The organism is Sphingopyxis sp. GW821-FHT10B01, assembly GCF_059415685.1.
Map to the genome: position 1 here is coordinate 88,026 of NZ_JBWKNS010000006.1, position 19,547 is coordinate 107,572.

The following is a 19,547-nucleotide window of genomic DNA, read 5'->3' on the forward strand; positions in this document are numbered from 1 at the left end:
AAGTCTGCGGCTCCCTGTCTCGGGAGCTTCGCGTTTTGGCCAGTACCGCCCTGCCTTCGGCTGCCCCGGCCGGCGAAACGTCAGCGTTGCGTCCGCGGATAGTTGCCGCTTATGCCGCAACGGCAGGGCCGACGGTGATCCTTGGGCTGCCGTTCAGCGTCTACCTGCCGCCCTACATCGCGGAAGGTGGGGCGATTTCGGTGGCGCTGGTCGGTCTTCTCTTTTCGCTCACCACGATATGGGACGGCGTCGTCGACCCGCTGATCGGCACGATGGTCGATCGCGTGCGGACCGGCCTCGGCGCCCATCGGCGCTGGATGCTGCTGGCGATCGTACCGCTGGCGCTGTTGCTTTTCGTGCTGGTGACGGTTGGCGACCGACTGCCCTTTGCGGCGCTGTTCCTGACGATGGTGCTCTTCTATTCGAGCTACAGCCTCTATGAGGTCGCGCAGTTGTCCTGGGGGTCGGCGCTGGTGGGCTCGCCTGCTGATAGCGCGCTGCTATACGGGATGCGCGACTGGTTTGCGAAGATTGCGCTGATCTTCGCCTTTGCCGCCCCGGCGGCGGCTCAACTTCTGATTCCAGGCATCAGTTTGCAGGGACGGATCATCGCATACGCCAGCCTCTTCCTGCTCATGGTGCCGATCGCGCTATTCGCGCTTAGCCATGTCCCGCCGCGCGCGGTGGTGGCAGAGCCCGGCATCGGCTGGCGGCACGAGATACGCGTATCCTTGTCCTTCCCGCCGCTGATGCTGTTGCTTGGGGTGCAGTTCCTCAACAGCTTCGCTTTCGGGTCGCTGACCTCGCTCTTCGTCTTTTTTGCTGCTGCAGTGCTTGATCTTGACGGGCAGAGCGCCGTGTTGCTTTTTGCGAGCTTCATTGGCGGCGCCTTCGCGTCGCCGGTCTGGACCTTCCTTGCGCGCCGCTTCGGCAAGCCGCCGATGATGATGGCGATGGGGCTGCTGATCTCCAGCTTCCTCGTTGCGACATTGTTCCAGCAACCGCGGGGTCTGGGGCAAGCGGTCGGTTTCTCGCTGATGCTCGGAACGGGCTTCGTGGGACTGCTCTTCACTTACTCGATGCTCGCCGACTTGATTCCGCGTGACGCCGGGCGTTGCGGCCGGAACCGGTCGGCCTTTCTCTTTGCGCTTTTGAACCTGATGCAAAAGTTCGGCGTCGCCGCCGCGATCGCCGTCAGCTACGCGCTCCTCGATCTTGTCGGCTTCGACCCGAAAAATGGCGAGGCGGCCGCGCGCGAACTGCATCTTCTGTTCGCGCTCCAGCCGACGGTCAGCTGGATTGTCATGGTGGGCTTGCTGCTTCTGATGCAACGCGCAAGCGCTCGCCTTTGATTTACGACCGCTACGCGCCTCAAGCCAAAGGCCGCTTTCATCCCCGAATTGCGGGATGAAAGCGGCCGGTAGGCTCTCTCGCTGAGCTTCTAAGGATGGGTTTGTTGGCGGGCAGCGATCACATGAATTCTACCTGCGCCGCAACGCCATTGTCGCTCGTCTGATTATATTCGATTGCGACTGAAACATGGCTGTTGCCCGCGATATTCGCACCAGAACAGGCGATTTCCAATTGCGCGTTCATGTGGGTGGCGCCACCGACTTGTGAAGCCGCAATTGAAAACCCGCTAGGACCGCCAATGGTCGATTCGTCGAATATGACGACTGACGGCCCGAACTTGATCGCGACCGGATACCCTGCAATCATCCGCACGCCGAAGGGGATTTCCAATATGCGGGTTGCGGCAAAACCCAGGTCCGCCGTTGCACCGCACATCGTAATCATCAGTTTGCCCGAAACATTCTGGGCCCCGGTGTCGCTCGTGCGCGTAAAATCAAGCAGCGCGAATGTCCGTGCAGCGTTGAAATCGCGCTTGCGCCCATTGCCCTTGCCTTGGCGATCGGTTTTGATGGTCCAGACGTCGGCGCGCGAGTTGCCGAGCGCACCGAGATTCTCGCCGTTCACCAGCATTCGGTCGGGTCCCGGCGATTTCCGATGCCAGCTGTTGGACCCGAAAGTGACGCGCCCATCGCTGGCGAACTTATAGGGGATGAGTTCCCCTCCGATAGAGGCGCCCGTAAAGTGGCAGCCGTCGAACTTGACGCCATTGAGGCTTTCCGTCTCGACCAGCGCATATTCATGCGTCGCTTCCACATAAGTGGCAAACGAGACCGAGCGAGCCTGATGCAGCCGGATCGTTGGTGTATAGCCCTTGACGCTGGCGGACGCTGCGGTCTGGCTGATATTGACGGTGTAGGTGCCATTGCCGCCGGTCCCGGTGCCGAGCGACGTGATGACCGTCCCCGAAGCAACATTATCTCCCACAAGATAGGAGCCGATCCGCAATGCCCCGTTTGCCAAGGCTGTTACGGTTAAGGTCGTTCCGGCGATACTGCCGGTGACATTGCATTCTGGTTGGCCTCCGGCTTCGAAACGGCCACCCAGAAAACGGACATTCTCTGGGCTGTTGAGCCAGACATGCTCAAGTGTATGATTCGTAAACTCGCAGCTGATGAAGCTGACGGCGTTGCAGACCGGACCCGACATGATCAGGCCACGCGGCGCTGCTCCAAAACCAACATGATAGAAGGTCGTTGTTTGCAGATATTGATTGATCTCGAAGTTTGCGACCGTCTGCAAATCCATCGATATGTCGTCGAAAAGAAGGCCCTCCGCTGCCCCGACGTCAAGCTTGATACCGTGCGTTCCGCCGTGAAACGACACGCCTTTGACGGCGGAGTTGATGAGCGTGACCGGATCGCGATTGATCAACAACGGATAGTTTGCTGGCGTGCTCTGATTATCGATGATGGTCCTGCCGCTGCCGTCGCCTTCTAGAGCGCACCAATTCGGCATCTTAAGTGGACCGGTATTACCTCGATAACGACCGGCCGGAATATAAACGCGGCCGCGGCTATGCGGGCTGTTGGCCAGAGTGTTGAGAGCCTTGTTGATGGCCAGCCCGTCGATCAGATCGTCAAGCGAAGTTGCGTCCGGAAACTCGGCTTGGGCAGCGGACAGCGAAGCGTAGAACTCGCTGAGCGGATGTACTCCATTGTCGCCAACGGCGCCAAAATCTTTAACGTTGTAAGGGGATGCCATTTTCTTTGTTCTCCAATAGCGCGGGAACATAATGGGAACATTCGATTTCCTACAACGCAACCTATATCGTGCAGGAAGAAATCGGGGCTTGCATCGATGTAGAAGGGGCGGGCAGTGACGGGTGTTGCAATCGCCGCACAGCGCAAGTAAAGGCCGCTTTCATTCGGACAGATGCGCCGTTTTCCTTCCGCCTTTCGCTGACATGCTCGGGGAGGGTGGGCGGACTATTGCCCCAAGCGCGCTTGACGCGCGGCGGGCGGCAACCCATCTGGCTCGAACCGAAGACGTTAAAGGACAGGACGATCGTTATGGCGAAGACCAGCCCGGCTGAGTTCATCAATCAGGTGCGCGCCGAAGCCCGCAAGATCGTGTGGCCCACGGGCCGCGAAACGGTGCAGACGACGATCATGGTGATCATCATGATGACGATCCTTTCGCTGTTCTTTTTCGGCGTCGACACGGTTTTCAACGCGATCGTCAGCTGGCTGACGTCGCTCGCGCGCTAAACGCCGCGATTACAGGGACGGGATAGTTACACTTATGGCGCGCTGGTACATCATTCACGCCTATTCGGGTTTCGAAAACAAGGTTCGCGATTCGGTGCTTTCCGAAGCCGAGCGCATGGGCCTCACCGAGTTCGTCGAGGCGGTTGAAGTGCCGGTCGAAACCGTCACCGAGGTGAAGCGCGGCAAGAAGATCCAGGCCGAGCGCAAATTCTTTCCGGGCTATGTTCTCGCCAAGCTGACGATGACCGACGATGTCTATCACCTTGTCAAGAACACGCCGAAGGTCACCGGCTTCCTCGGCTCGATGGGCAAGCCGCAGGCGATCAGCGAAGCCGAAGCCGCACGCATCCTGAACAGCAAGGAAGAGGCCGCGGCCCGTCCGAAGCAGGAAATCCGCGTCGATTACGAAATCGGCGATCAGGTCAAGGTGCTCGATGGTCCCTTCGCCAGCTTCAACGGGCTGGTCGAGGAGCTCGATTTCGAAAAGGCGCGCGTCAAGGTGTCGGTGTCGATCTTCGGTCGCGCCACCCCGGTCGAACTCGACTTCGAACAGGTCGAACGCTTCAAATAACATCTTCGCGCGCCTGTGAAGGTGCGCGGCGTCCATTGAACGGAACATGCGCATGAGCCTTTCTCCCGACGAGATCCAGGCTCGCATCGATCGCGCGCGTGAAATCCAGGCGGCTTTCTCGCCTGAAAAGGTCGTGTCGGCGGTAACGCGCCTGTTCGAACTCGACCCGGTGCCGGGGCTTGAGGACGAATTCACCTTTCCCGCGTTCGACAAGCCGACCCGCCAGCGTATCTTCGGCGGACAGGTGATCGCGCAGGCGCTGGCCGCCGCGGCGCGCACCGTCGATCCGGGCAAGCCGGCGCATTCGCTTCACGCCTATTTCCTGCGTGGCGGCGATGAGGCGAAGCCACTCCATTTCCGCGTTCACCGCGACTTCGACGGACGCAGCTTCGCCAACCGGCGCGTTGTCGTACGGCAGGACGGCAAGGTCATCTTCAACCTCACGGCGTCCTTTCACGCGCCGGAGCCGGGCGCGACGCATCAGGCTCCGATGCCCGACGTGCTGCCGCCCGAGGAATGCGCCGAGCTGGTCGAAAATCTGGCCGCCGATCCCAATGTCAGCGATGCGCAGCTCGAACGGATGGCGCGGCTGCGGCCGTTCGAGACGCGTAATTTTCGTCCGTCCTCGACCGAGCGCGGGACGAAACATTATCAGTGGTACCGGCTCGCGGCGCCGATCGGCGACGATCCGCTGCTCCACCGCGCTTTCCTTGCCTATGTATCGGACATGGGGCTCCTGTCCTCGTCGCTGCTGCCGCACGGCTTCACCTGGTCGACCCCCGGGTTGTTTTCGACCAGCCTCGACCACGCGATGTGGTTCCACGGCAACATCCGTGTCGACGACTGGTTCGTCTATGTGATGGACAGCGACTGGACCGGTGGCAGTCGTGGGATCAACCGCGGGCTGATCTATCGTCGCGACGGCACCCTGATCGCATCGGCAATGCAGGAAGGGCTGTTGCGGGTCACACCGCCCACATCCGACGCATAAGGCTTGTTTTTCGGCGCCTTTGCGCTTATGGGCGCCGCTTCGCGTCAGATAAGGGCGTGATTCCGCGCGGGAGGAAGGGGTGATGCCCTTCTGTTCGACCGCTAATTTTGAGCCCCGGATCAGTCCGCGGCGACAGAAAGATAGGAGGCCATCATGGCTAAAAAGATCAGCGGCTACATCAAGCTGCAAGTTCCGGCAGGGACCGCAAACCCCTCGCCGCCGCTCGGGCCGGCACTCGGCCAGCGTGGCGTGAACATCATGGAATTCTGCAAGGCGTTCAACGCTGCGACCGACGGTATGGAAAAGGGTACGCCGACCCCGACCATCATCACCGTCTTCGCCGACAAGAGCTTTACCTTTGTCACCAAGACGCCCCCGGCGACGTACCTGATCAAGAAGGCTGCGAACCTGAAGGCTGGCTCGAAGGAGCCCGGCAAGATCAGCGGTGGCAAGATCGCGCGTTCGAAGCTGACCGAAATCGCCGAGATCAAGTTCAAGGATCTCAACGCGAACGATCTGGAACAGGCGACGAAGATCATCGAAGGCAGCGCCCGCTCGATGGGCCTCGAAGTAACGGAGGGCTGAACCGATGGCAAAGCTGACCAAGAAGCTCAAGGCCCTCGAGGGCAAGGTTGACGCGCTGAAGCTTCACGACGTCGACGTCGCGATCAAGACCGTTCGCGAACTGGCTTCGGCCAAGTTCGACGAAACGCTGGAAGTTGCGATCAACCTCGGCGTCGATCCGCGCCACGCCGACCAGATGGTCCGCGGCGTCGTGACGCTCCCCGCCGGTACCGGCAAGGACGTCAAGGTTGCCGTGTTCGCGCGCGGCGACAATGCCGACAAGGCGCTGGCCGCCGGCGCCGACAAGGTCGGTGCCGAAGACCTGATGGAAGACATGCTCGCGGGTAACCTCGACTATGGCCGCGTCATCGCGACGCCGGACATGATGGGCATCGTCGGCCGCCTCGGCAAGACGCTGGGTCCGAAGGGCCTGATGCCGAACCCGAAGCTGGGCACCGTGACCCCGAACGTCGCCGAAGCCGTGAAGGCCGCCAAGGGCGGTCAGATCGAATTCCGCGTCGAAAAGGCCGGCATCATCCACGCTGGCCTCGGCAAGCTGTCGTTCGGCGAGGAAAAGCTCCGCCAGAACTTCGACGCCTTTGTCGACGCGATCGTCAAGGCCAAGCCGGCTGGCGCGAAGGGCAAGTACGTTCGCAAGATCGCACTGTCGTCGTCGATGGGCCCGGGTGTGAAGGTCGATACGGCCGACGTGACCGGCGCCTGATAGGCACCAAATGATTTAGGGAAGGGCCGGGGGAAACTCCGGCCCTTTTCTTATGGGCGGCTTTGGGGGCGGCGAACCGCCATGGCCTCCTTTCATCGTCCCGGTTGGGTCCGCGATCCGGTCGGCGCAAGCGCCGCGTGATATTCCAAAGTTCAGTAAAGTTCAGCCCTGTGCGTTCCGGGGTTTGGACCTTGCCGCGTGCTATTTGGACCTTGCCGCGTGCTAGATGCGCCCCACCTTGGTCGTACCGGCAAGCCAAGCAGCGACCGCTTTTATCCACCAAATGAAAGAGCTGGATGAAGGCTGGCACAGCCGGATAATGTAGGAAAGGCTTATTTGAAGGCGACGTCGGCTTTGGGTTGGGAAGCGGACGTTCGCTACCGCTCCTGTTCCCCGGCGAAGGCCGGGGCCCAGAGCGTTAGAAAGCAAATGTCTGCTGGTTGCGCCCTGGACCCCGGCCTTCGCCGGGGAACAGCAACTCTTGGCCCCATTCAGACCTTCGTCATCCCGGACTTGATCCGGGATCCATAGCTGCACCGTCGTCATGGATCCCGGATCAAGTCCGGGATGACGATGCGAGAAGGTCGACAATCGATCGCTAGCGGTCAAGCTGGCGAAACTCGATCAGGTCCCATTTATTGCCATAAAGGTCGAGGAAGACCGCGACGGTGCCATAGTCGGCCTCCAGCGGCTCGCGCTCGATCCGCACGCCTTTGTCGAGCAGGCGCTGATAGTCGCGCCAAAAATCGTCGGTCTGCAGGAACAGGAAGACGCGGCCACCCGCCTGATCGCCGATGAACCTGGCCTGTTCTTCATTGGAGGCCCGCGCCAGCAGGATCGTTGCCCCGCCCGGCGGATTGCCCGGCGGCGCGACGAGCACCCACCGCTTGTCCTGCGCGGGTTGATAGTCGTCGGCGACGAGCGAGAAGCCGAGTGTGCCGACATAGAAGTCGATCGCCTCGTCATAATCGCGCACCACCAGCGCGATATGCGCAATCGACTGCCGCGTCATTCGCGCAGACCGCGCAACGCCGCGCCCGTAGCAAACGGCCCGATCATCGTCAGCAGCAAACTCGTCGCCCCCAACAGCTTGATTGCCCCGCGCCCCGACGGGTCGAGCATCCCGGCGCCGAAGATCAGCATCGGCACCGCGAGTGGCAGGATCAGCAGCCCGCCGATCGCGCTCCCGCCCTTGAGGTTCGCGGTCAGCGCCGCGCTCAGCACGGCAAGCGAGGCGAGCGCCGGAATGGCAATGGCGATCCCGGTCGCGAGCAATCGGGTCCGTTCCGCATCCTGCGCGAGCAATGCCGCAGCCGGAAACAGCGCGATCATCAGCGGCAGGCCAAAGGCGATGGCGTGCGCTGCGATCTTTACCGCCGCGATGACCTCGTCCGCCATCCCCCGCACCGCGAGCTGGTCGAGCATGCCTGCATCGCGGTCGGGGCGCACCAGCCGGTCGATCGGGAGCAGCGCCGCGAGCAGCGCCGCGACCCACACCATTCCGCCGCCGGCGCGGCGCAGCAACGGCGCATCCGGCCCCACGGCAAAGGGAAAGGCGGTGGCGACGAGCAGGAAGAACAGCACCGGCAACCACAGCGCCCCGCTGCCCCATGCGCGCTGCAGGTCGCGCCAGAACAGGGCGAGCAGCGCGGTCAAGCGCGTGCACCCATATCGAGTTCGGCAAGGTCGGGAACGCCGAGCGCAAAATGCGACGCCAGCAGAACCGCGCCGCCGTTGGCGCGATGCTTCGCAATCGCCGCAACCAGCCGCGCCTGCGCCGCGTCGTCCATGCCGTTTGCGGGCTCGTCGAGCAGCCAGATTGGCGCGCTCGAGGCGATGACGCGGACCATCGCCGCGCGCTTGCGCTGCCCGGTCGAGAGCATCGATACGGGCACCTCGGCGAGCGGCGCCAGTGCCATCTCGTCCATCGCACGGTCGACGGTGTGACCGTCGACGGTATCGATCCGCGCCCAGAAATCGAGCGCGCGGCGCAAGGGAAGTTCGGCGTCGAGCGCGGCCGCTTCGTCGATCAGCGCGCAGCGGCCGTGCCGTTCGACGCTGCCTGCGGCGGGCCGCAACAGGCCGGCAGCAAGCCGGATCAGGCTCGACTTTCCCGCGCCGTTCGGACCGCGCAGCCATAGCGCGTCGCCGCGCCCGAGCGACAGTGACAGGTTTTCGAAGAGTAGCCGGTCGCTGCGAATGCATGCCACGCTGTCCAGCCGCAGCAGTTCGGTCACGCCATATCCTCGAGCGCGTGCATGTCGTCGTCCGAAAAGCCGAAATGATGGCCGATCTCGTGGATCAGGACATGGCGCACCAGCGTATCGAGCCGCTCGCCGGTCTCGATCCATTCGACAAGGATCGGGATGCGATACAGGGTGACGCGATCGGGCATGCCACCGCTCTGGTCGATGCTGCGTTCGGTGAGCGGCCGGCCTTCGTAAAGGCCGGTGAGTTCATAGGGGTGCTCGATGTCGAGCGAGGAAAGCGTTTCGTCGTCGGCAAATTCCTCGATCGCGACCACCACCCCTTCGATATGGGGGGCAAAGACGGCGGGCATCGTCGCCAGCGCGGCTTCGGCCATCGCAAACAGCGCATCGGCGTCGGGCGCGCCGCCGGTCCAGCCGGGCGGCAAATCGGGGAGGGCACTCTTGTCGCTCATCGCGCCCACCCTTATGGCGGGCGCACGAAATTGACCAGCGGGAGAAGAAAAGATGGTTCAGAAACTCGGCGAAGATGCCCGCAGCGCGCTGCTTGTCCGCTTTCCCGAATGGACGCACGAACCCGTGCGCGACGCAATCACACGCCGCTTTCAGTTCGCCGATTTCGCGCAGGCGTTTGGCTTCATGGCGAGCGTCGCGATCATCGCGGAAAAGATGGATCATCACCCCGAATGGTCGAATGTCTATAATCGTGTCGACATCCTGCTGACGACACACGACGCCGATGGGTTATCCGAACGCGACGCAAAGCTGGCCGAAGCGATCGAGGCGCTTTTGTAACTCGGCTCGTTCATCCCGGCCTTTGCGATTGCCGGCGATGACGCGGCGGGGTTGCGCTGCTTTTCCGTGACCCTACAAGCGACGAAAAGCACAAGGGGAGCCTACCGCATGACCGACAGCCTGTTCCGCCGCAAACCCATCGTCCCGGAAAAGCAGGAAGGGCACACGCTTGCACGGACGCTCGGCTGGCCGCACCTCATTGCTCTTGGGGTCGGTGCGATCGTTGGCACGGGCATTCTGACGCTGATCGGCGTCGGCGCCGACAAGGCCGGACCCGCGGTGATTCTCTCGTTCGGCATCGCCGGCCTGATCTGCGCCTGCGCCGCGCTCGCCTATGCCGAAATGGCGACGATGATCCCTGCCTCGGGCAGCGCCTACACCTACAGCTATGTCGTGATCGGCGAACTGCTCGCCTGGGTCGTCGGGTGGAGCCTGATCCTTGAATATTCGCTGGTGGTCAGCGCGGTCGCGGTCGGTTGGTCGGGCTATGCCGCGCCGTTGCTCGAGGCGTGGGCGAGCGTCCCTATGGCCTTGATGCAGGGTCCCGAACTCGGCGGTATCGTCAACCTGCCGGCGATCGCGATCATCGCAATTGTCGCCGGGCTGCTGCTCGTCGGAACGCGCGAAAGCGCGACGCTTAACGCGATCCTTGTGCTGGTGAAGGTGGTCGCGCTCGTCATCTTCGTGGCGGTCGCACTCCCGGCCTTCAACGCCGCGAACCTCGAGCCGTTCAGCCCCTATGGCTTCACCAAACATATGGGACCCGACGGCGTCGAGCGCGGTGTGATGGCCGCCGCGGCGATCATCTTCTTTGCTTTTTACGGCTTTGACGCGATCGCGACGGCGGCCGAGGAAACGCGGAATCCCGACCGCGATCTCAAGATCGGCATCGTCGGCTCGATGTTCGCTTGTGTGATCATCTATATCGCGGTTGCGGTCGCCGCGGTGGGCGCAATTTCCTACACGCGCTTCGCCAACAGCCCCGAACCCTTGGCGCTGATCCTGCGCGAGCTCGGCAGCCCGCTCGCGGCGCAATATCTCGCGGTCTCGGCGATCATCGCGCTGCCGACCGTCATCCTCGCCTTCTTCTATGGCCAGAGCCGCATCTTCTTCACCATGGCGCGCGACGGGTTGCTGCCCGCCAGCCTTGCGAAGCTGTCGTCGCGCGGCACGCCGGTGCGGATCACGATCTTCACGGCGCTCGTCGTCGCGGTGCTCGCGGGCTTCATCCCGCTCGGCGAACTCGCCGCGCTCGCCAATGCCGGCACGCTCGCCGCCTTTACCGCGGTGTCGATCTGCATGCTTATCATGCGCCGCCGCGCGCCCGACGCCCCGCGCACCTTCCGCGCGCCGATGCCGTGGGTGGTCGGCGGTATCGCGGTGCTCGGCTGTATCTATCTGTTTTTCAGCCTGCCGGCGAAGACGCAGCTCTGGTTCCTGGTATGGAATGTGGGCGGGCTGGGCGTCTATTTCCTCTACGCCCGCCGGAACGCCGTCATCGGTTAAAAAAAAAGGGCCCCGCTCCGACCGGGGAGGCGGAGCGGGGCCCAGTTTCGCCGGTCTGTATTCAGCCGTCGGCTTCGAACGCCAGCAAGTCGCCGGGCTGGCAATCGAGTTCGGTGCAGATCGCCTCGAGCGTTGAAAAACGCATCGCTTTCGCCTTGCCGGTCTTGAGGATCGACAGGTTGGCGAGGGTGATACCGATCCGGTCGGACAGGTCGGTCAATGTCATCCGCTTCGCGTGGAGCAGGTCGTCCAGTTTCACGACGATCGCCATCACACGGTCCCTTCCAGCTCGTCGCGCATCGAGGTGCCCTGTTCGAACACCGCGGCGAGGACAAAGGCGAGCAGGATCGCGAGCAGGCTGCCGAGCGAGATGCCGCCCATGTCGCCAAAATCGCTACCCGCTTTTGCGATGCTGCTCGCGGTCCAGCTGAGCGGGATCGCCAGCACCTGCGTAACCACCAGCGCCCAACCGATCCGGCGCAGCCGCGCGGCATTCTCCGGGACGAAGGGGTCGCTTGTCGTGCTCGCCACGAGCGCCTGAAACTGGCGGATGATATAGGCTGCGGCGGCGAGGATCGCGAAGAGCAATGTCATCAACACGCCGACGGGGACGCGAAGCGTCGTGACCTCAAGGAGTGCGGGGTTGTCCCGAAATCCGGCCATGACCTCGGGCCAGGCGACGATCAGCGCGATCGCAACACCGACAACGAGCAGCGCCGACGCGATGATCAGTGCCAGGATCAGCCAGAGCAGGCCGCGCGTCGCGCCGAGTAGGGGGGTATTGGGAATAGGCATATCGTTCTCCGATGGGTTGCTTATCGAAGAACGATATAGTTCGAGTCATTCTTATCGTCAATCGATATTATCGAAAAACGATATATTGCCGGAGGGAGGGATCAGGCCCGCTGCCAGTCGAAAGGCAGGGGCGCCTCGCGAAAGGCGAAGCGGTCGAGATGGCGCGCGACGGCGCCCTCCAGTCCCTCAAGCTGTTCGTCGACGCTGGCATCGATGCGGACCGACAGGGTGTCGGGTCCGGCATCGAAGGTCACCAGTCCGTCGCCCGGCCAATCGGCGCCGCGGGCATCCTTTGGGAAGGCCACGGTGCCACGGTCGGGGGAGAACTCGACCGCCAGATTATGCTGCCAATGCTTGCACAGCTGCTGGAGATATTTGCTCGCGTGCGCTGTGGGCACCTTGGCCGTGGAGGAAACCGTCATATCTGCGCTCCTTACAATCGTTCGATCTTCTGCGCGGCCTCGTCGATCAGTGCGACGATGTCGTGCAGCGCCGCATCGTCGAGGTCACGATCGCCCAGCCGGTTCACCAGAACCTGGCGCAGATTGCCCATCGCGCGGCGCACCGAAGCCGAGTCCGTGCGCTGCGTTTCCTCGCCGACCGCGGTCAGGCGCGCGAGTGCGGCTTCGACGATCTCCTTGTTGGCTTCGAGTTCGGCGCGCCCGGCATCGGTGATCGCGAACAGCTTTTTCGCGCCGTCGCTTTGCTGCGCCGCGATCAGGTCCATGTCGTCGAGCATCGTCAGCGTCGGATAGATGACGCCCGCACTCGGCGCATAGGTGCCGCCGGTCAGCTCCTCGATCTGGCGGATCAGGTCGTAGCCATGGCGCGGCTCGTCGGCGATCAGCTTCAGCAGCACCAGCCGCAATTCGCCGCCGTCGAACATGCGCCGGCGTTCGCCGCGTTCGCCCCGGCCGCCACCACGCCGGCCGCCACCGCCAAAGCCGTGGCCGAACCCGTGACCAAAGCCACGCCCGCCGCCGCGATGCATCGCATGCCGCCCGCCGCAACCGCGGCCATCCATTTTTGCATAGAATATCATTATTCGTTCCTTAGAGTGATTCTAGATGCGTCTAAGATATATCTTAAGATATGATATGCAAGAGCCTCATCGAAAATTCTCGCGGGGAAGGCGGGGCGATCAGATTTGGGGCGCGAAACGCAAGTGAATCAACGGATAGGCGCGGCCTTGGCCGTCGCGCTCAGAGCGTCCGATCCGCACAAAACCCAAGCGTTCATAGAAGCCGACCGCTTGCCCGTTCTGTTCGTTCACGTCGGTGGTCAATATGGGGTGGCGCTCCAGCGCGTGCGCGACCAGCGCGCGCCCGACCCCGGCGCCGCGATGCGCCGGATCGATGAACAGCGCCTCCATGCTCGTCTCGTCGAGCAGCATGAAGCCGATTGCCCGGTCATCCGCATCGACCGCGAGGCAGAGCGGCGCGAAGGGCAGGAAGGACTGGACCTCGGCTTCGATCGCGGCGCGGTCTTCGGGGGTCAGGAAATCATGCGTCGCATCGACAGCGTCGCGCCAGATCTGGACGGCGCGCTCGCCATCTGCGGGGGTGGAGGGGCGGATACGGATCATCGCGGTCACATAGGAAAGGACGGACGGTCGGCCAAGCCTCCATTCCGCCTTGGTTGACATGCCTCGACCATTGCCTTCGCCCGGCCGGGACGGGGGGCAGTCTCGCTGACCCCGATCCTTCGCCATCCCGGGCTTGCCCCGGGACCGGCCTTTTCCTTCAGAAAGACAGGCCCCGGATCAAGTCCGGGATGACAAGGAAGGAGAAGGCATCTTTCGGTCGAGCGCGCACCGTCTTGAGGATAGGAAATCGCTGCGTTTCTGCCGATCGCGCCTTGACTCTGCGCCCATCAGCGCTATTAGCGCCCCCGTGTTGCCACGGGTTCGCCCGCGGCAATTCCGTCCGAGACAGTTGGTGAAGGGGATTTGCCCTTCTTAATTTCCAGCCGAGACGGGGAACAGTCTTTTTCGGTCGCCCGCCTGTTTTTCAGGCGACGCGTCTTGACCGACCCCATCGGACATCGTTGCGCAAATGCAGGTGAGCCTCGGCTCGCGTCGGCATTTGCGTGTGTTAGCCGCCCGGCGGCGCGTGCGTTTCGGCGTATGCGGTTCCGGGCAGATGAGTGGAGTATAGGCATGGATCGTACGGAAAAGGCCGAAGCCGTATCCTCGCTGAACGCTACGCTGGGATCAGCTGCTGCTGTTGTGGTCGTCCGCAACCTCGGCATGACCGTCGCTCAGTCGACGGTGCTGCGCCAGCAAATGCGCGATGCAGGGGCCGACTTTCGCGTCACGAAGAACCGTCTTGCCAAAATCGCGCTCGATGGCACGTCCTACACCGGTATCGGCGAACTGCTGACCGGTCCCACGGCCCTCGCAACCTCGACCGATCCGGTCTCGGCTGCGAAGATCGCCGTGGAATTTGCCAAGACCAACGACAAGCTTGAAATCGTTGGTGGCGGCATGGGCGACGTGGTCCTCGACGTGAATGGCGTGAAGGCGCTGGCTTCGCTTCCCTCGCTCGACCAGCTTCGTGCCACGATCATTGGTCTGGTACAGGCTCCGGCCACCAAGGTTGCGCAGATTGCCGCAGCCCCGGCTGGCCAGTTGGCGCGGGTTTTTGGCGCATATGCCGCCAAAGAAGCAGCGTGATTTCGAACTGAACTGAAACTTACTGCCGGGATATCCCGGTTCTGATGGAGAATGAACATGGCTGATCTTGCAAAGATCGTTGAAGAACTGTCGACGCTGACCGTCCTCGAAGCGGCTGACCTGTCGAAGCTGCTCGAAGAAAAGTGGGGCGTTTCGGCTGCCGCTGCTGTTGCTGCTGCTCCGGCTGCTGCCGCTGCTGGCCCGGCTGCTGAAGAGCAGACCGAATTCGACGTCATCCTGACGGGTGACGGCGGCAACAAGATCAACGTCATCAAGGAAGTCCGCGCGATCACCGGCCTGGGTCTTGGCGAAGCCAAGGCACTCGTCGAAGGTGCGCCGAAGGCTATCAAGGAAGGCGTGAACAAGGCTGAAGCTGAAGAGCTGAAGGCCAAGATTCTCGCTGCCGGTGGTACCGTCGAGCTGAAGTAATTCGGTTTGATGGGTTCCGGCCGGTTGACCCGGCCGGCTTCCAGCGAAATGAGAAAGGGCGGCGCCGCGAGGCACCGCCCTTTTTCTATGCGGTGAGGGGACCACCGCGGATTGCCGGGCCTAGTTGCTCGAATAGCCCGGACGGAAGCTGGTCGAGGTGCGGACACGCGCGGGTTCGGCGCGGCGCACCTCCTGTTCCTGCGTCGCCGGGGTGGGACGCTGGGCGATTTCCCAGGCGCTGACCGGTTTGCGGGTCATGTCCTTTTGACCGGCCAATGTTTCATCATAAGCCGTGCGTTCCTGGCGGTCGAGGAAGCGCGCGCGCTTCAGGCGCTTGCTCAGCGTAGCGAACGGATTGTCATCGGTCGGACCGGCCATCGCCATCGCTTCGTGACGACCCATGCTGCCGCTCGGCGCTGCGGCGAACGTTGGCACAGTAGGTGGAGCAACCTCTTCGCGCGGGGCATATGCGGGCGTGATCCACTGTTGGCTTTCGGCGGCCGGCTCGGGAGCTACAGGTGCACGCTCATCATCATAAACCGCCGTTTCTTCGCCGACCACGCGGCGACGGCGGTTGGCAAACGCAAGGCCTGCACCACCGACGATCAGCAGCGCGGCCGCGCCACCGGCGATCTCCCACGGGAATTCATTTCCGGTCGTGCTGGCCTGTTCGGCCGGCAGCGGTGTCGGCGCAGCGATCGGTTCGGCGGCTGCCGTCACCGGCGCTTCGATCGGCGCGGCTTCGTCGAGGAGGGGAGCTTCGGCTATCGGCGCGGCGGCAGGCGTCGCGGCAACCGGCGCCGCGGCTGCGGGCTGCGCTCGCTGTGCCGTACGTTCCGCACGCGGGGTCGGAGCAGGCGCGCGCGCGGCGGCCTTGGGCGTGGGTGCGGCTTCGGCCGGAGCGATATCGAGCGGCACGCGAATGACCGGCTTCGGCGTGACGGGCTGTGCCGCCTGCTGTGCTGCGACCGGCGCGGGGGCGCTCGGCTCGGCGACGGTCGGCGGGGTCGGTGCCGCGACGGGCGGCGTCATCGTGACGGTCGGGGTTTCCTGCGCAAAAGCGGCGGGGGTGGACAGGGCCAGGAACGCGGCAATCGCGCTCATGGCGGGGCGGGAGAGGGCGATGTTTCTTGTCATAGTGAAGGACGAACGAACCGCCCGGTCAAAGTGCTGCTCCGTCGGCGCCGTTTCCGGGATGAGCCGTGTGTCTCGAACGGCACGGCGAAGATTCGGGTGTCGCCAGTCGCCATCTGCGACCGGTTTTATCGCGGCGGCGCGGGTGCCATCATGACAGAGATCTTGCGCTTCGGTGTCACGCGGGTCACCAATTCGTCATTCCCGCGAAACCTTGGCGTGGTCAACGCCGCGCATGAAAACGACCGATCTTGCCCCGACCCGGCTGCCCGACCACATGCGCGAAACGCAGCGGCTTCTTTTCATCGCCAAACATGCGCGCTGGACCGGCGGGTTGCACGCCGACGACGGCAATCACGCGCTCTATCATCGGGAAATGCGCGAGACGCTGGAGGGGCTGGGCATCGAACTGCTGATTGCCGACAGCTATGCCGCGCTGTTCGACCGCCCTGCCGCCGATTTCGTTTTCCCGCTGCTTAACCGCGGCGGCTTCTTCAACTCCGAAATGCTGCTGCCTTTGCTGTGCAACCAGCATGGGCTGCCATATCTCGGCGCGTCCCCGATCGTCCGCGGCCTGTCCGACGACAAGCATTTGACCAAGCTCGAAGCGGCTGCGCGCGGCGTGCCGACCGCGCCGTGGGCGCTGTTCCGCCGCGGCGCGCCTGTCGACGTGTCACATTGCCCTCCCGCACGGCGCTGGGTGATCAAGCCGAACAACAGTTCGGCCTCGTGGGGCGTCCGCGACGCGCATGACCGGATCGAACTGGCGCAGTCGATCGCCGAGATCCACGCGCTCGACCATGATGCGCTCGTCGAACCCTTTATCGACGGCAGCGATATCGAGGTACCGGTCATCACGCTCGACGGTGAACCGGCGATGATGCCGATGATGATTTTTGAACAGGCCGACCCGACCCAGCTTCGTACCTATCAGGAAAAGCGCGATCTCGTCGGGAACGTCGGATATTGCATCAAGCGCTTCGACGATCCGCTCATTTCGGGTCGGATCGCCGAATATACGAAGCGGATGGCGGATATCTTCCGGCCATTTGACTATGGCCGGTTCGAGTTCCGCGTCGACCACACGACCGGCGACGTCCGGCTGCTCGAGGTCAATCTCAACTGCAACCTCTGGTCCGAAAAGCTGTTTTCCCGTTCGGCCGTCGTCGCAGGCTTCACGCACGACACGCTCATCGAAACGATCGTCGCCGAAAGCATGATTCGCCAGATTGCGCCGGCGGCCGCCAGGCGGAACGCCGCGTGAGCGGGTCGATCCTGATCCTTGCCGGTCGTCGCCCCGGAGCCGTCGATGCACTGGCGGCGGCGCATGGCGTCGCCGACAAGTGCCTCGTTCCCGTGGCGGGGCGCCCGATGATCGCGCATGTGCTGGAAAGCGCGGCCGACAGTCCGGCGAAGCAGGTGTTCGTCTCGACGCATCACGCAGCTTTGCTTGAGGATCTGAACGATCCGGTTGTCGCCATGCTCGGCAATCGTTTGATCATTGTACCGGCCGCTGACAATCTGGCGGACTCGGTGATCGCAGTTGCCGGTGTGGCCGTCTTTCCGTTGCTCATCACGACCGCCGACAACTGCCTGCTGACGCCTGCAACGATCGCCGAGATCAGAGCGGAGGCGGAACGGCTCGACGCCGAGGCGGGTGTCGCGTTGGCACGGCGCGAGGATGTGCTTGCGGTCCATCCGGAAGGCCAGCGGCGCTTTTACGCGTTTTCGGATGTCGCGGTGTCGAACTGCAACGCCTATTGGATCGGGCATCCAAATGCACTGCGTGCGGTCGAAGCTTTTCGCGGCGGCGGGCAGTTCGTCAAGAAACCGTTTCGCGTGATGCAGGCCTTCGGGTTGATCAACCTGATCCGCTTCCGGTTCGGCATGGGGCCAATTCATCACATTTTCGCGTGCATCTCGCGCCATCTTAAAGTCGAAGTCGCCCCGCTGCTGGTGAGCAACGGGGCGACGGCGATCGATGTCGATAGTGAACGCTCGCTGCGCGTGACCGAGGCGCTGATGAAGCGCCCCGATATCGTCAATCCGCGACCCAGTTCCCGTGAAAGCCGGGGGGAACGCGGTGCGGCAGGTGAACGACAGCTTGCGGTGACCCGGTAAAATCATCGGCGTTGAGGATGACGAGTTCGGTCGTCTCGTGATTCATGTCGACCACCAAGCCGATGAGCCAGCCGTCGTCCTCGGCACTGTCCGCACGGCGGGGGACGAAGACGAACTCGCCGGGATGCCGGCCGGGGCCGAAATCATGGATTGTGGTGCCGCCCTCGTTCAGATCGTGGCGGAATAGCCGCGTGTCGGCCATCGCCCATTCGAGGCTCTCGCCGTCGGGCATCGCGACGCTATAGACATAGCGATAGGGACGCGTGGTCAGCCGTTCGTCGTAGCGCGGGAATTCCTGTGCGTGGTCGTGGATGACGGTGCGGGTCGTCGTTCCGGCCACCGGATCGATCGTCCAGCGTTCCATGCGCGACTTCTGGCTGTCGGGACCGCGCTTCGATTCCGCAAACATCGTTTCGTGCGCGACGACGTCGACGATCACTTTGCCGTCGGCCGTTTCATGGGCGTTGGCGGGGTGAAAGACATAGCAGGGCTCGACCGGTACCCAGATGATGCTGTCGCCGCTACCTTTCCGGGGGAGGAGGCCGACACGTGCCGGATGCGCCTCGTTCCAGGCATAGGGAAAGCGGTAACCGGCCAGCAGCATCTTCATCGAGAAGGTAACGGGAAGGTCGAAGACGAGCGCGTAATTTTCGGTGATTGCGCAATCGTGGATCGACGGCCCGTCGCTGACCGCAATCGCTTCCTCGCGGATCACATGCGCATCCCTGTCGAGCACGACGTGCCAGACCTTGTTCGGCTCGTCGCCGCGATAGGTGATCGCGTGCACCTCGTCGGTGACGGGGTCATGGTGCGGGTGCGCGGTGTACGATCCGACGAGCGTACCGTCGAACGGGTTGTGCGCGATCGTGTTCAGTTCATAGCCTAGCTCGACGGGTTTCCCGCCCGCCTCGACGATGGCGAAGGTGCGGCCGGCGAGACCGACGACATTGGTGTTCGGCGCGTCGTTGCCATCGGCGCGCGGGCCCGGCGGCAGTTCTTCGCCCAGAACGGCGCAGGCTTCGCTGCCGCGGACCCAGCGGTTGCGGTACCAGTCGGCCTTGCCGTCCTCGATACGGATCCCGTGGAGCATGCCTGCGCCGGTGAACCAGTGGTAGCTCGCCGGATCGGGGGCGACGGCCGGGTTCGGCCCGTTGCGCAGGTAGCGGCCGGTGAGCGCGGCGGGGATTTCGCCGTCAACGCGCAGTTCTTCCAGCGTGAACTCCTCGGTCATCGGTTTGTGGATGCCGGTGAGGAAGGGGTGGGCGTCGGTGGGGCGGGGGAGGCGCTTGCGGTTGAAGTCGGCGACCTTGCCGATGCCTTTGACAACGGCGCCGCGGATCAGGGTTTCGACATTGCTTGCCATGATATTGCTCCTTACGGATGTTGGCGAAAGTGCCGCGTAGCGTGGGGCTTGTG

General features: G+C 63.2%; 24 protein-coding genes. 12 read left to right on the plus strand and 12 right to left on the minus strand.

Annotated elements, in window-relative coordinates:
- Nucleotides 1-35 precede the first annotated feature (35 nt).
- A complete protein-coding gene (locus tag AC07NV_RS17810; protein ID WP_495167732.1) occupies nt 36-1,352 on the plus strand; it encodes an MFS transporter in 1,317 nt (438 codons plus the stop codon).
- A 118-nt stretch (nt 1,353-1,470) separates the two neighbouring features.
- On the opposite strand, the gene AC07NV_RS17815 is transcribed toward AC07NV_RS17810, so the two are convergent.
- Nucleotides 1,471-3,144, minus strand: a complete 1,674-nt coding sequence (locus AC07NV_RS17815) for a hypothetical protein (RefSeq protein ID WP_495167733.1) — start codon at nt 3,142-3,144, stop codon at nt 1,471-1,473.
- Nucleotides 3,145-3,422: 278 nt separating this feature from the next.
- Between AC07NV_RS17815 and secE the strand changes: the two genes are divergently transcribed.
- The 5 genes from secE to rplA all read left to right on the plus strand — a co-directional run bounded on the left by secE (nt 3,423) and on the right by rplA (nt 6,470).
- A complete protein-coding gene (gene secE / locus AC07NV_RS17820) occupies nt 3,423-3,620 on the plus strand; it encodes a preprotein translocase subunit SecE (protein ID WP_495167734.1) in 198 nt (65 codons plus the stop codon).
- 34 nt (nt 3,621-3,654) lie between these two features.
- Entirely contained in the window at nt 3,655-4,191 is a 537-nt protein-coding gene (gene nusG, locus AC07NV_RS17825) for a transcription termination/antitermination protein NusG (RefSeq protein ID WP_495167735.1), read from the plus strand.
- A gap of 52 nt (nt 4,192-4,243) precedes the next feature.
- Complete coding sequence (locus AC07NV_RS17830) at nt 4,244-5,182, plus strand: acyl-CoA thioesterase (protein WP_495167736.1); 939 nt, start codon at nt 4,244-4,246, stop codon at nt 5,180-5,182.
- A 153-nt stretch (nt 5,183-5,335) separates the two neighbouring features.
- Complete coding sequence (rplK, locus tag AC07NV_RS17835) at nt 5,336-5,767, plus strand: 50S ribosomal protein L11 (protein WP_495167737.1); 432 nt, start codon at nt 5,336-5,338, stop codon at nt 5,765-5,767.
- Between the two features lie 4 nt (nt 5,768-5,771).
- A complete protein-coding gene (rplA, locus tag AC07NV_RS17840) occupies nt 5,772-6,470 on the plus strand; it encodes a 50S ribosomal protein L1 (protein WP_495167738.1) in 699 nt (232 codons plus the stop codon).
- Nucleotides 6,471-7,068: 598 nt separating this feature from the next.
- Here the strand turns inward: rplA and AC07NV_RS17845 are convergent.
- From AC07NV_RS17845 to AC07NV_RS17860, 4 genes are read right to left on the minus strand one after another with little or no spacing between them, the layout of a single operon-like run.
- A complete protein-coding gene (locus AC07NV_RS17845; protein WP_495167739.1) occupies nt 7,069-7,482 on the minus strand; it encodes a VOC family protein in 414 nt (137 codons plus the stop codon).
- On the minus strand, nt 7,479-8,126 hold the full coding sequence (locus AC07NV_RS17850) for a heme exporter protein CcmB (RefSeq protein ID WP_495167740.1): 648 nt from the start codon (nt 8,124-8,126) through the stop codon (nt 7,479-7,481). Before AC07NV_RS17850 ends, AC07NV_RS17845 begins: the two co-directional genes overlap by 4 nt.
- A complete protein-coding gene (gene ccmA / locus AC07NV_RS17855) occupies nt 8,123-8,707 on the minus strand; it encodes a heme ABC exporter ATP-binding protein CcmA (protein ID WP_495167741.1) in 585 nt (194 codons plus the stop codon). Before ccmA ends, AC07NV_RS17850 begins: the two co-directional genes overlap by 4 nt.
- Nucleotides 8,704-9,132 (minus strand): metallopeptidase family protein, encoded by a 429-nt coding sequence (locus AC07NV_RS17860; protein WP_495167742.1) that lies wholly within the window; start codon nt 9,130-9,132, stop codon nt 8,704-8,706. The genes ccmA and AC07NV_RS17860 overlap by 4 nt, the downstream gene beginning before the upstream one ends.
- 52 nt (nt 9,133-9,184) lie before the next feature.
- Between AC07NV_RS17860 and AC07NV_RS17865 the strand changes: the two genes are divergently transcribed.
- Nucleotides 9,185-9,472 (plus strand): 4a-hydroxytetrahydrobiopterin dehydratase, encoded by a 288-nt coding sequence (locus AC07NV_RS17865; protein WP_495167743.1) that lies wholly within the window; start codon nt 9,185-9,187, stop codon nt 9,470-9,472.
- Nucleotides 9,473-9,580: 108 nt separating this feature from the next.
- A complete protein-coding gene (locus tag AC07NV_RS17870; protein WP_495167744.1) occupies nt 9,581-10,978 on the plus strand; it encodes an amino acid permease in 1,398 nt (465 codons plus the stop codon).
- Between the two features lie 61 nt (nt 10,979-11,039).
- Here AC07NV_RS17870 and AC07NV_RS17875 read toward each other — a convergent pair whose 3' ends face one another.
- The 5 genes from AC07NV_RS17875 to AC07NV_RS17895 all read right to left on the minus strand — a co-directional run bounded on the left by AC07NV_RS17875 (nt 11,040) and on the right by AC07NV_RS17895 (nt 13,358).
- Complete coding sequence (locus AC07NV_RS17875; protein ID WP_495167745.1) at nt 11,040-11,249, minus strand: helix-turn-helix domain-containing protein; 210 nt, start codon at nt 11,247-11,249, stop codon at nt 11,040-11,042.
- Nucleotides 11,249-11,773 (minus strand): DUF2975 domain-containing protein, encoded by a 525-nt coding sequence (locus AC07NV_RS17880; RefSeq protein ID WP_495167746.1) that lies wholly within the window; start codon nt 11,771-11,773, stop codon nt 11,249-11,251. The genes AC07NV_RS17875 and AC07NV_RS17880 overlap by 1 nt, the downstream gene beginning before the upstream one ends.
- A 101-nt stretch (nt 11,774-11,874) precedes the next feature.
- On the minus strand, nt 11,875-12,195 hold the full coding sequence (locus tag AC07NV_RS17885; RefSeq protein ID WP_495167747.1) for a DUF2218 domain-containing protein: 321 nt from the start codon (nt 12,193-12,195) through the stop codon (nt 11,875-11,877).
- A gap of 11 nt (nt 12,196-12,206) precedes the next feature.
- On the minus strand, nt 12,207-12,815 hold the full coding sequence (locus AC07NV_RS17890; protein WP_495167748.1) for a PadR family transcriptional regulator: 609 nt from the start codon (nt 12,813-12,815) through the stop codon (nt 12,207-12,209).
- 99 nt (nt 12,816-12,914) lie between these two features.
- Nucleotides 12,915-13,358: an acetyltransferase gene (locus tag AC07NV_RS17895; RefSeq protein WP_495167749.1), complete on the minus strand. Its 444-nt coding sequence runs from the start codon at nt 13,356-13,358 to the stop codon at nt 12,915-12,917.
- Nucleotides 13,359-13,931: 573 nt separating this feature from the next.
- Between AC07NV_RS17895 and rplJ the strand changes: the two genes are divergently transcribed.
- Nucleotides 13,932-14,447 (plus strand): 50S ribosomal protein L10, encoded by a 516-nt coding sequence (gene rplJ, locus AC07NV_RS17900; RefSeq protein WP_495167750.1) that lies wholly within the window; start codon nt 13,932-13,934, stop codon nt 14,445-14,447.
- Between the two features lie 57 nt (nt 14,448-14,504).
- Nucleotides 14,505-14,876 carry a 50S ribosomal protein L7/L12 gene (rplL, locus tag AC07NV_RS17905; protein WP_431561956.1) on the plus strand — a complete coding sequence of 124 codons (372 nt, stop codon included), beginning with the start codon at nt 14,505-14,507 and terminating at the stop codon, nt 14,874-14,876.
- A 120-nt stretch (nt 14,877-14,996) separates the two neighbouring features.
- Here the strand turns inward: rplL and AC07NV_RS17910 are convergent, their stop codons facing one another.
- Nucleotides 14,997-15,980: a hypothetical protein gene (locus tag AC07NV_RS17910; protein ID WP_495167751.1), complete on the minus strand. Its 984-nt coding sequence runs from the start codon at nt 15,978-15,980 to the stop codon at nt 14,997-14,999.
- 265 nt (nt 15,981-16,245) lie between these two features.
- On the opposite strand from AC07NV_RS17910, the gene AC07NV_RS17915 reads away from it, so the two are divergent.
- Both AC07NV_RS17915 and AC07NV_RS17920 read left to right on the plus strand, forming a co-directional pair.
- Nucleotides 16,246-17,274 (plus strand): D-alanine--D-alanine ligase family protein, encoded by a 1,029-nt coding sequence (locus AC07NV_RS17915; protein WP_495167752.1) that lies wholly within the window; start codon nt 16,246-16,248, stop codon nt 17,272-17,274.
- Nucleotides 17,271-18,131 (plus strand): NTP transferase domain-containing protein, encoded by an 861-nt coding sequence (locus AC07NV_RS17920; RefSeq protein ID WP_495167753.1) that lies wholly within the window; start codon nt 17,271-17,273, stop codon nt 18,129-18,131. The genes AC07NV_RS17915 and AC07NV_RS17920 overlap by 4 nt, the downstream gene beginning before the upstream one ends.
- Here AC07NV_RS17920 and AC07NV_RS17925 read toward each other — a convergent pair.
- Nucleotides 18,052-19,494, minus strand: coding sequence for an 8'-apo-carotenoid 13,14-cleaving dioxygenase (locus AC07NV_RS17925; RefSeq protein WP_495167754.1), 1,443 nt, complete (start codon nt 19,492-19,494; stop codon nt 18,052-18,054). The genes AC07NV_RS17920 and AC07NV_RS17925 overlap by 80 nt on opposite strands.
- Nucleotides 19,495-19,547: the final 53 nt, after the last annotated feature.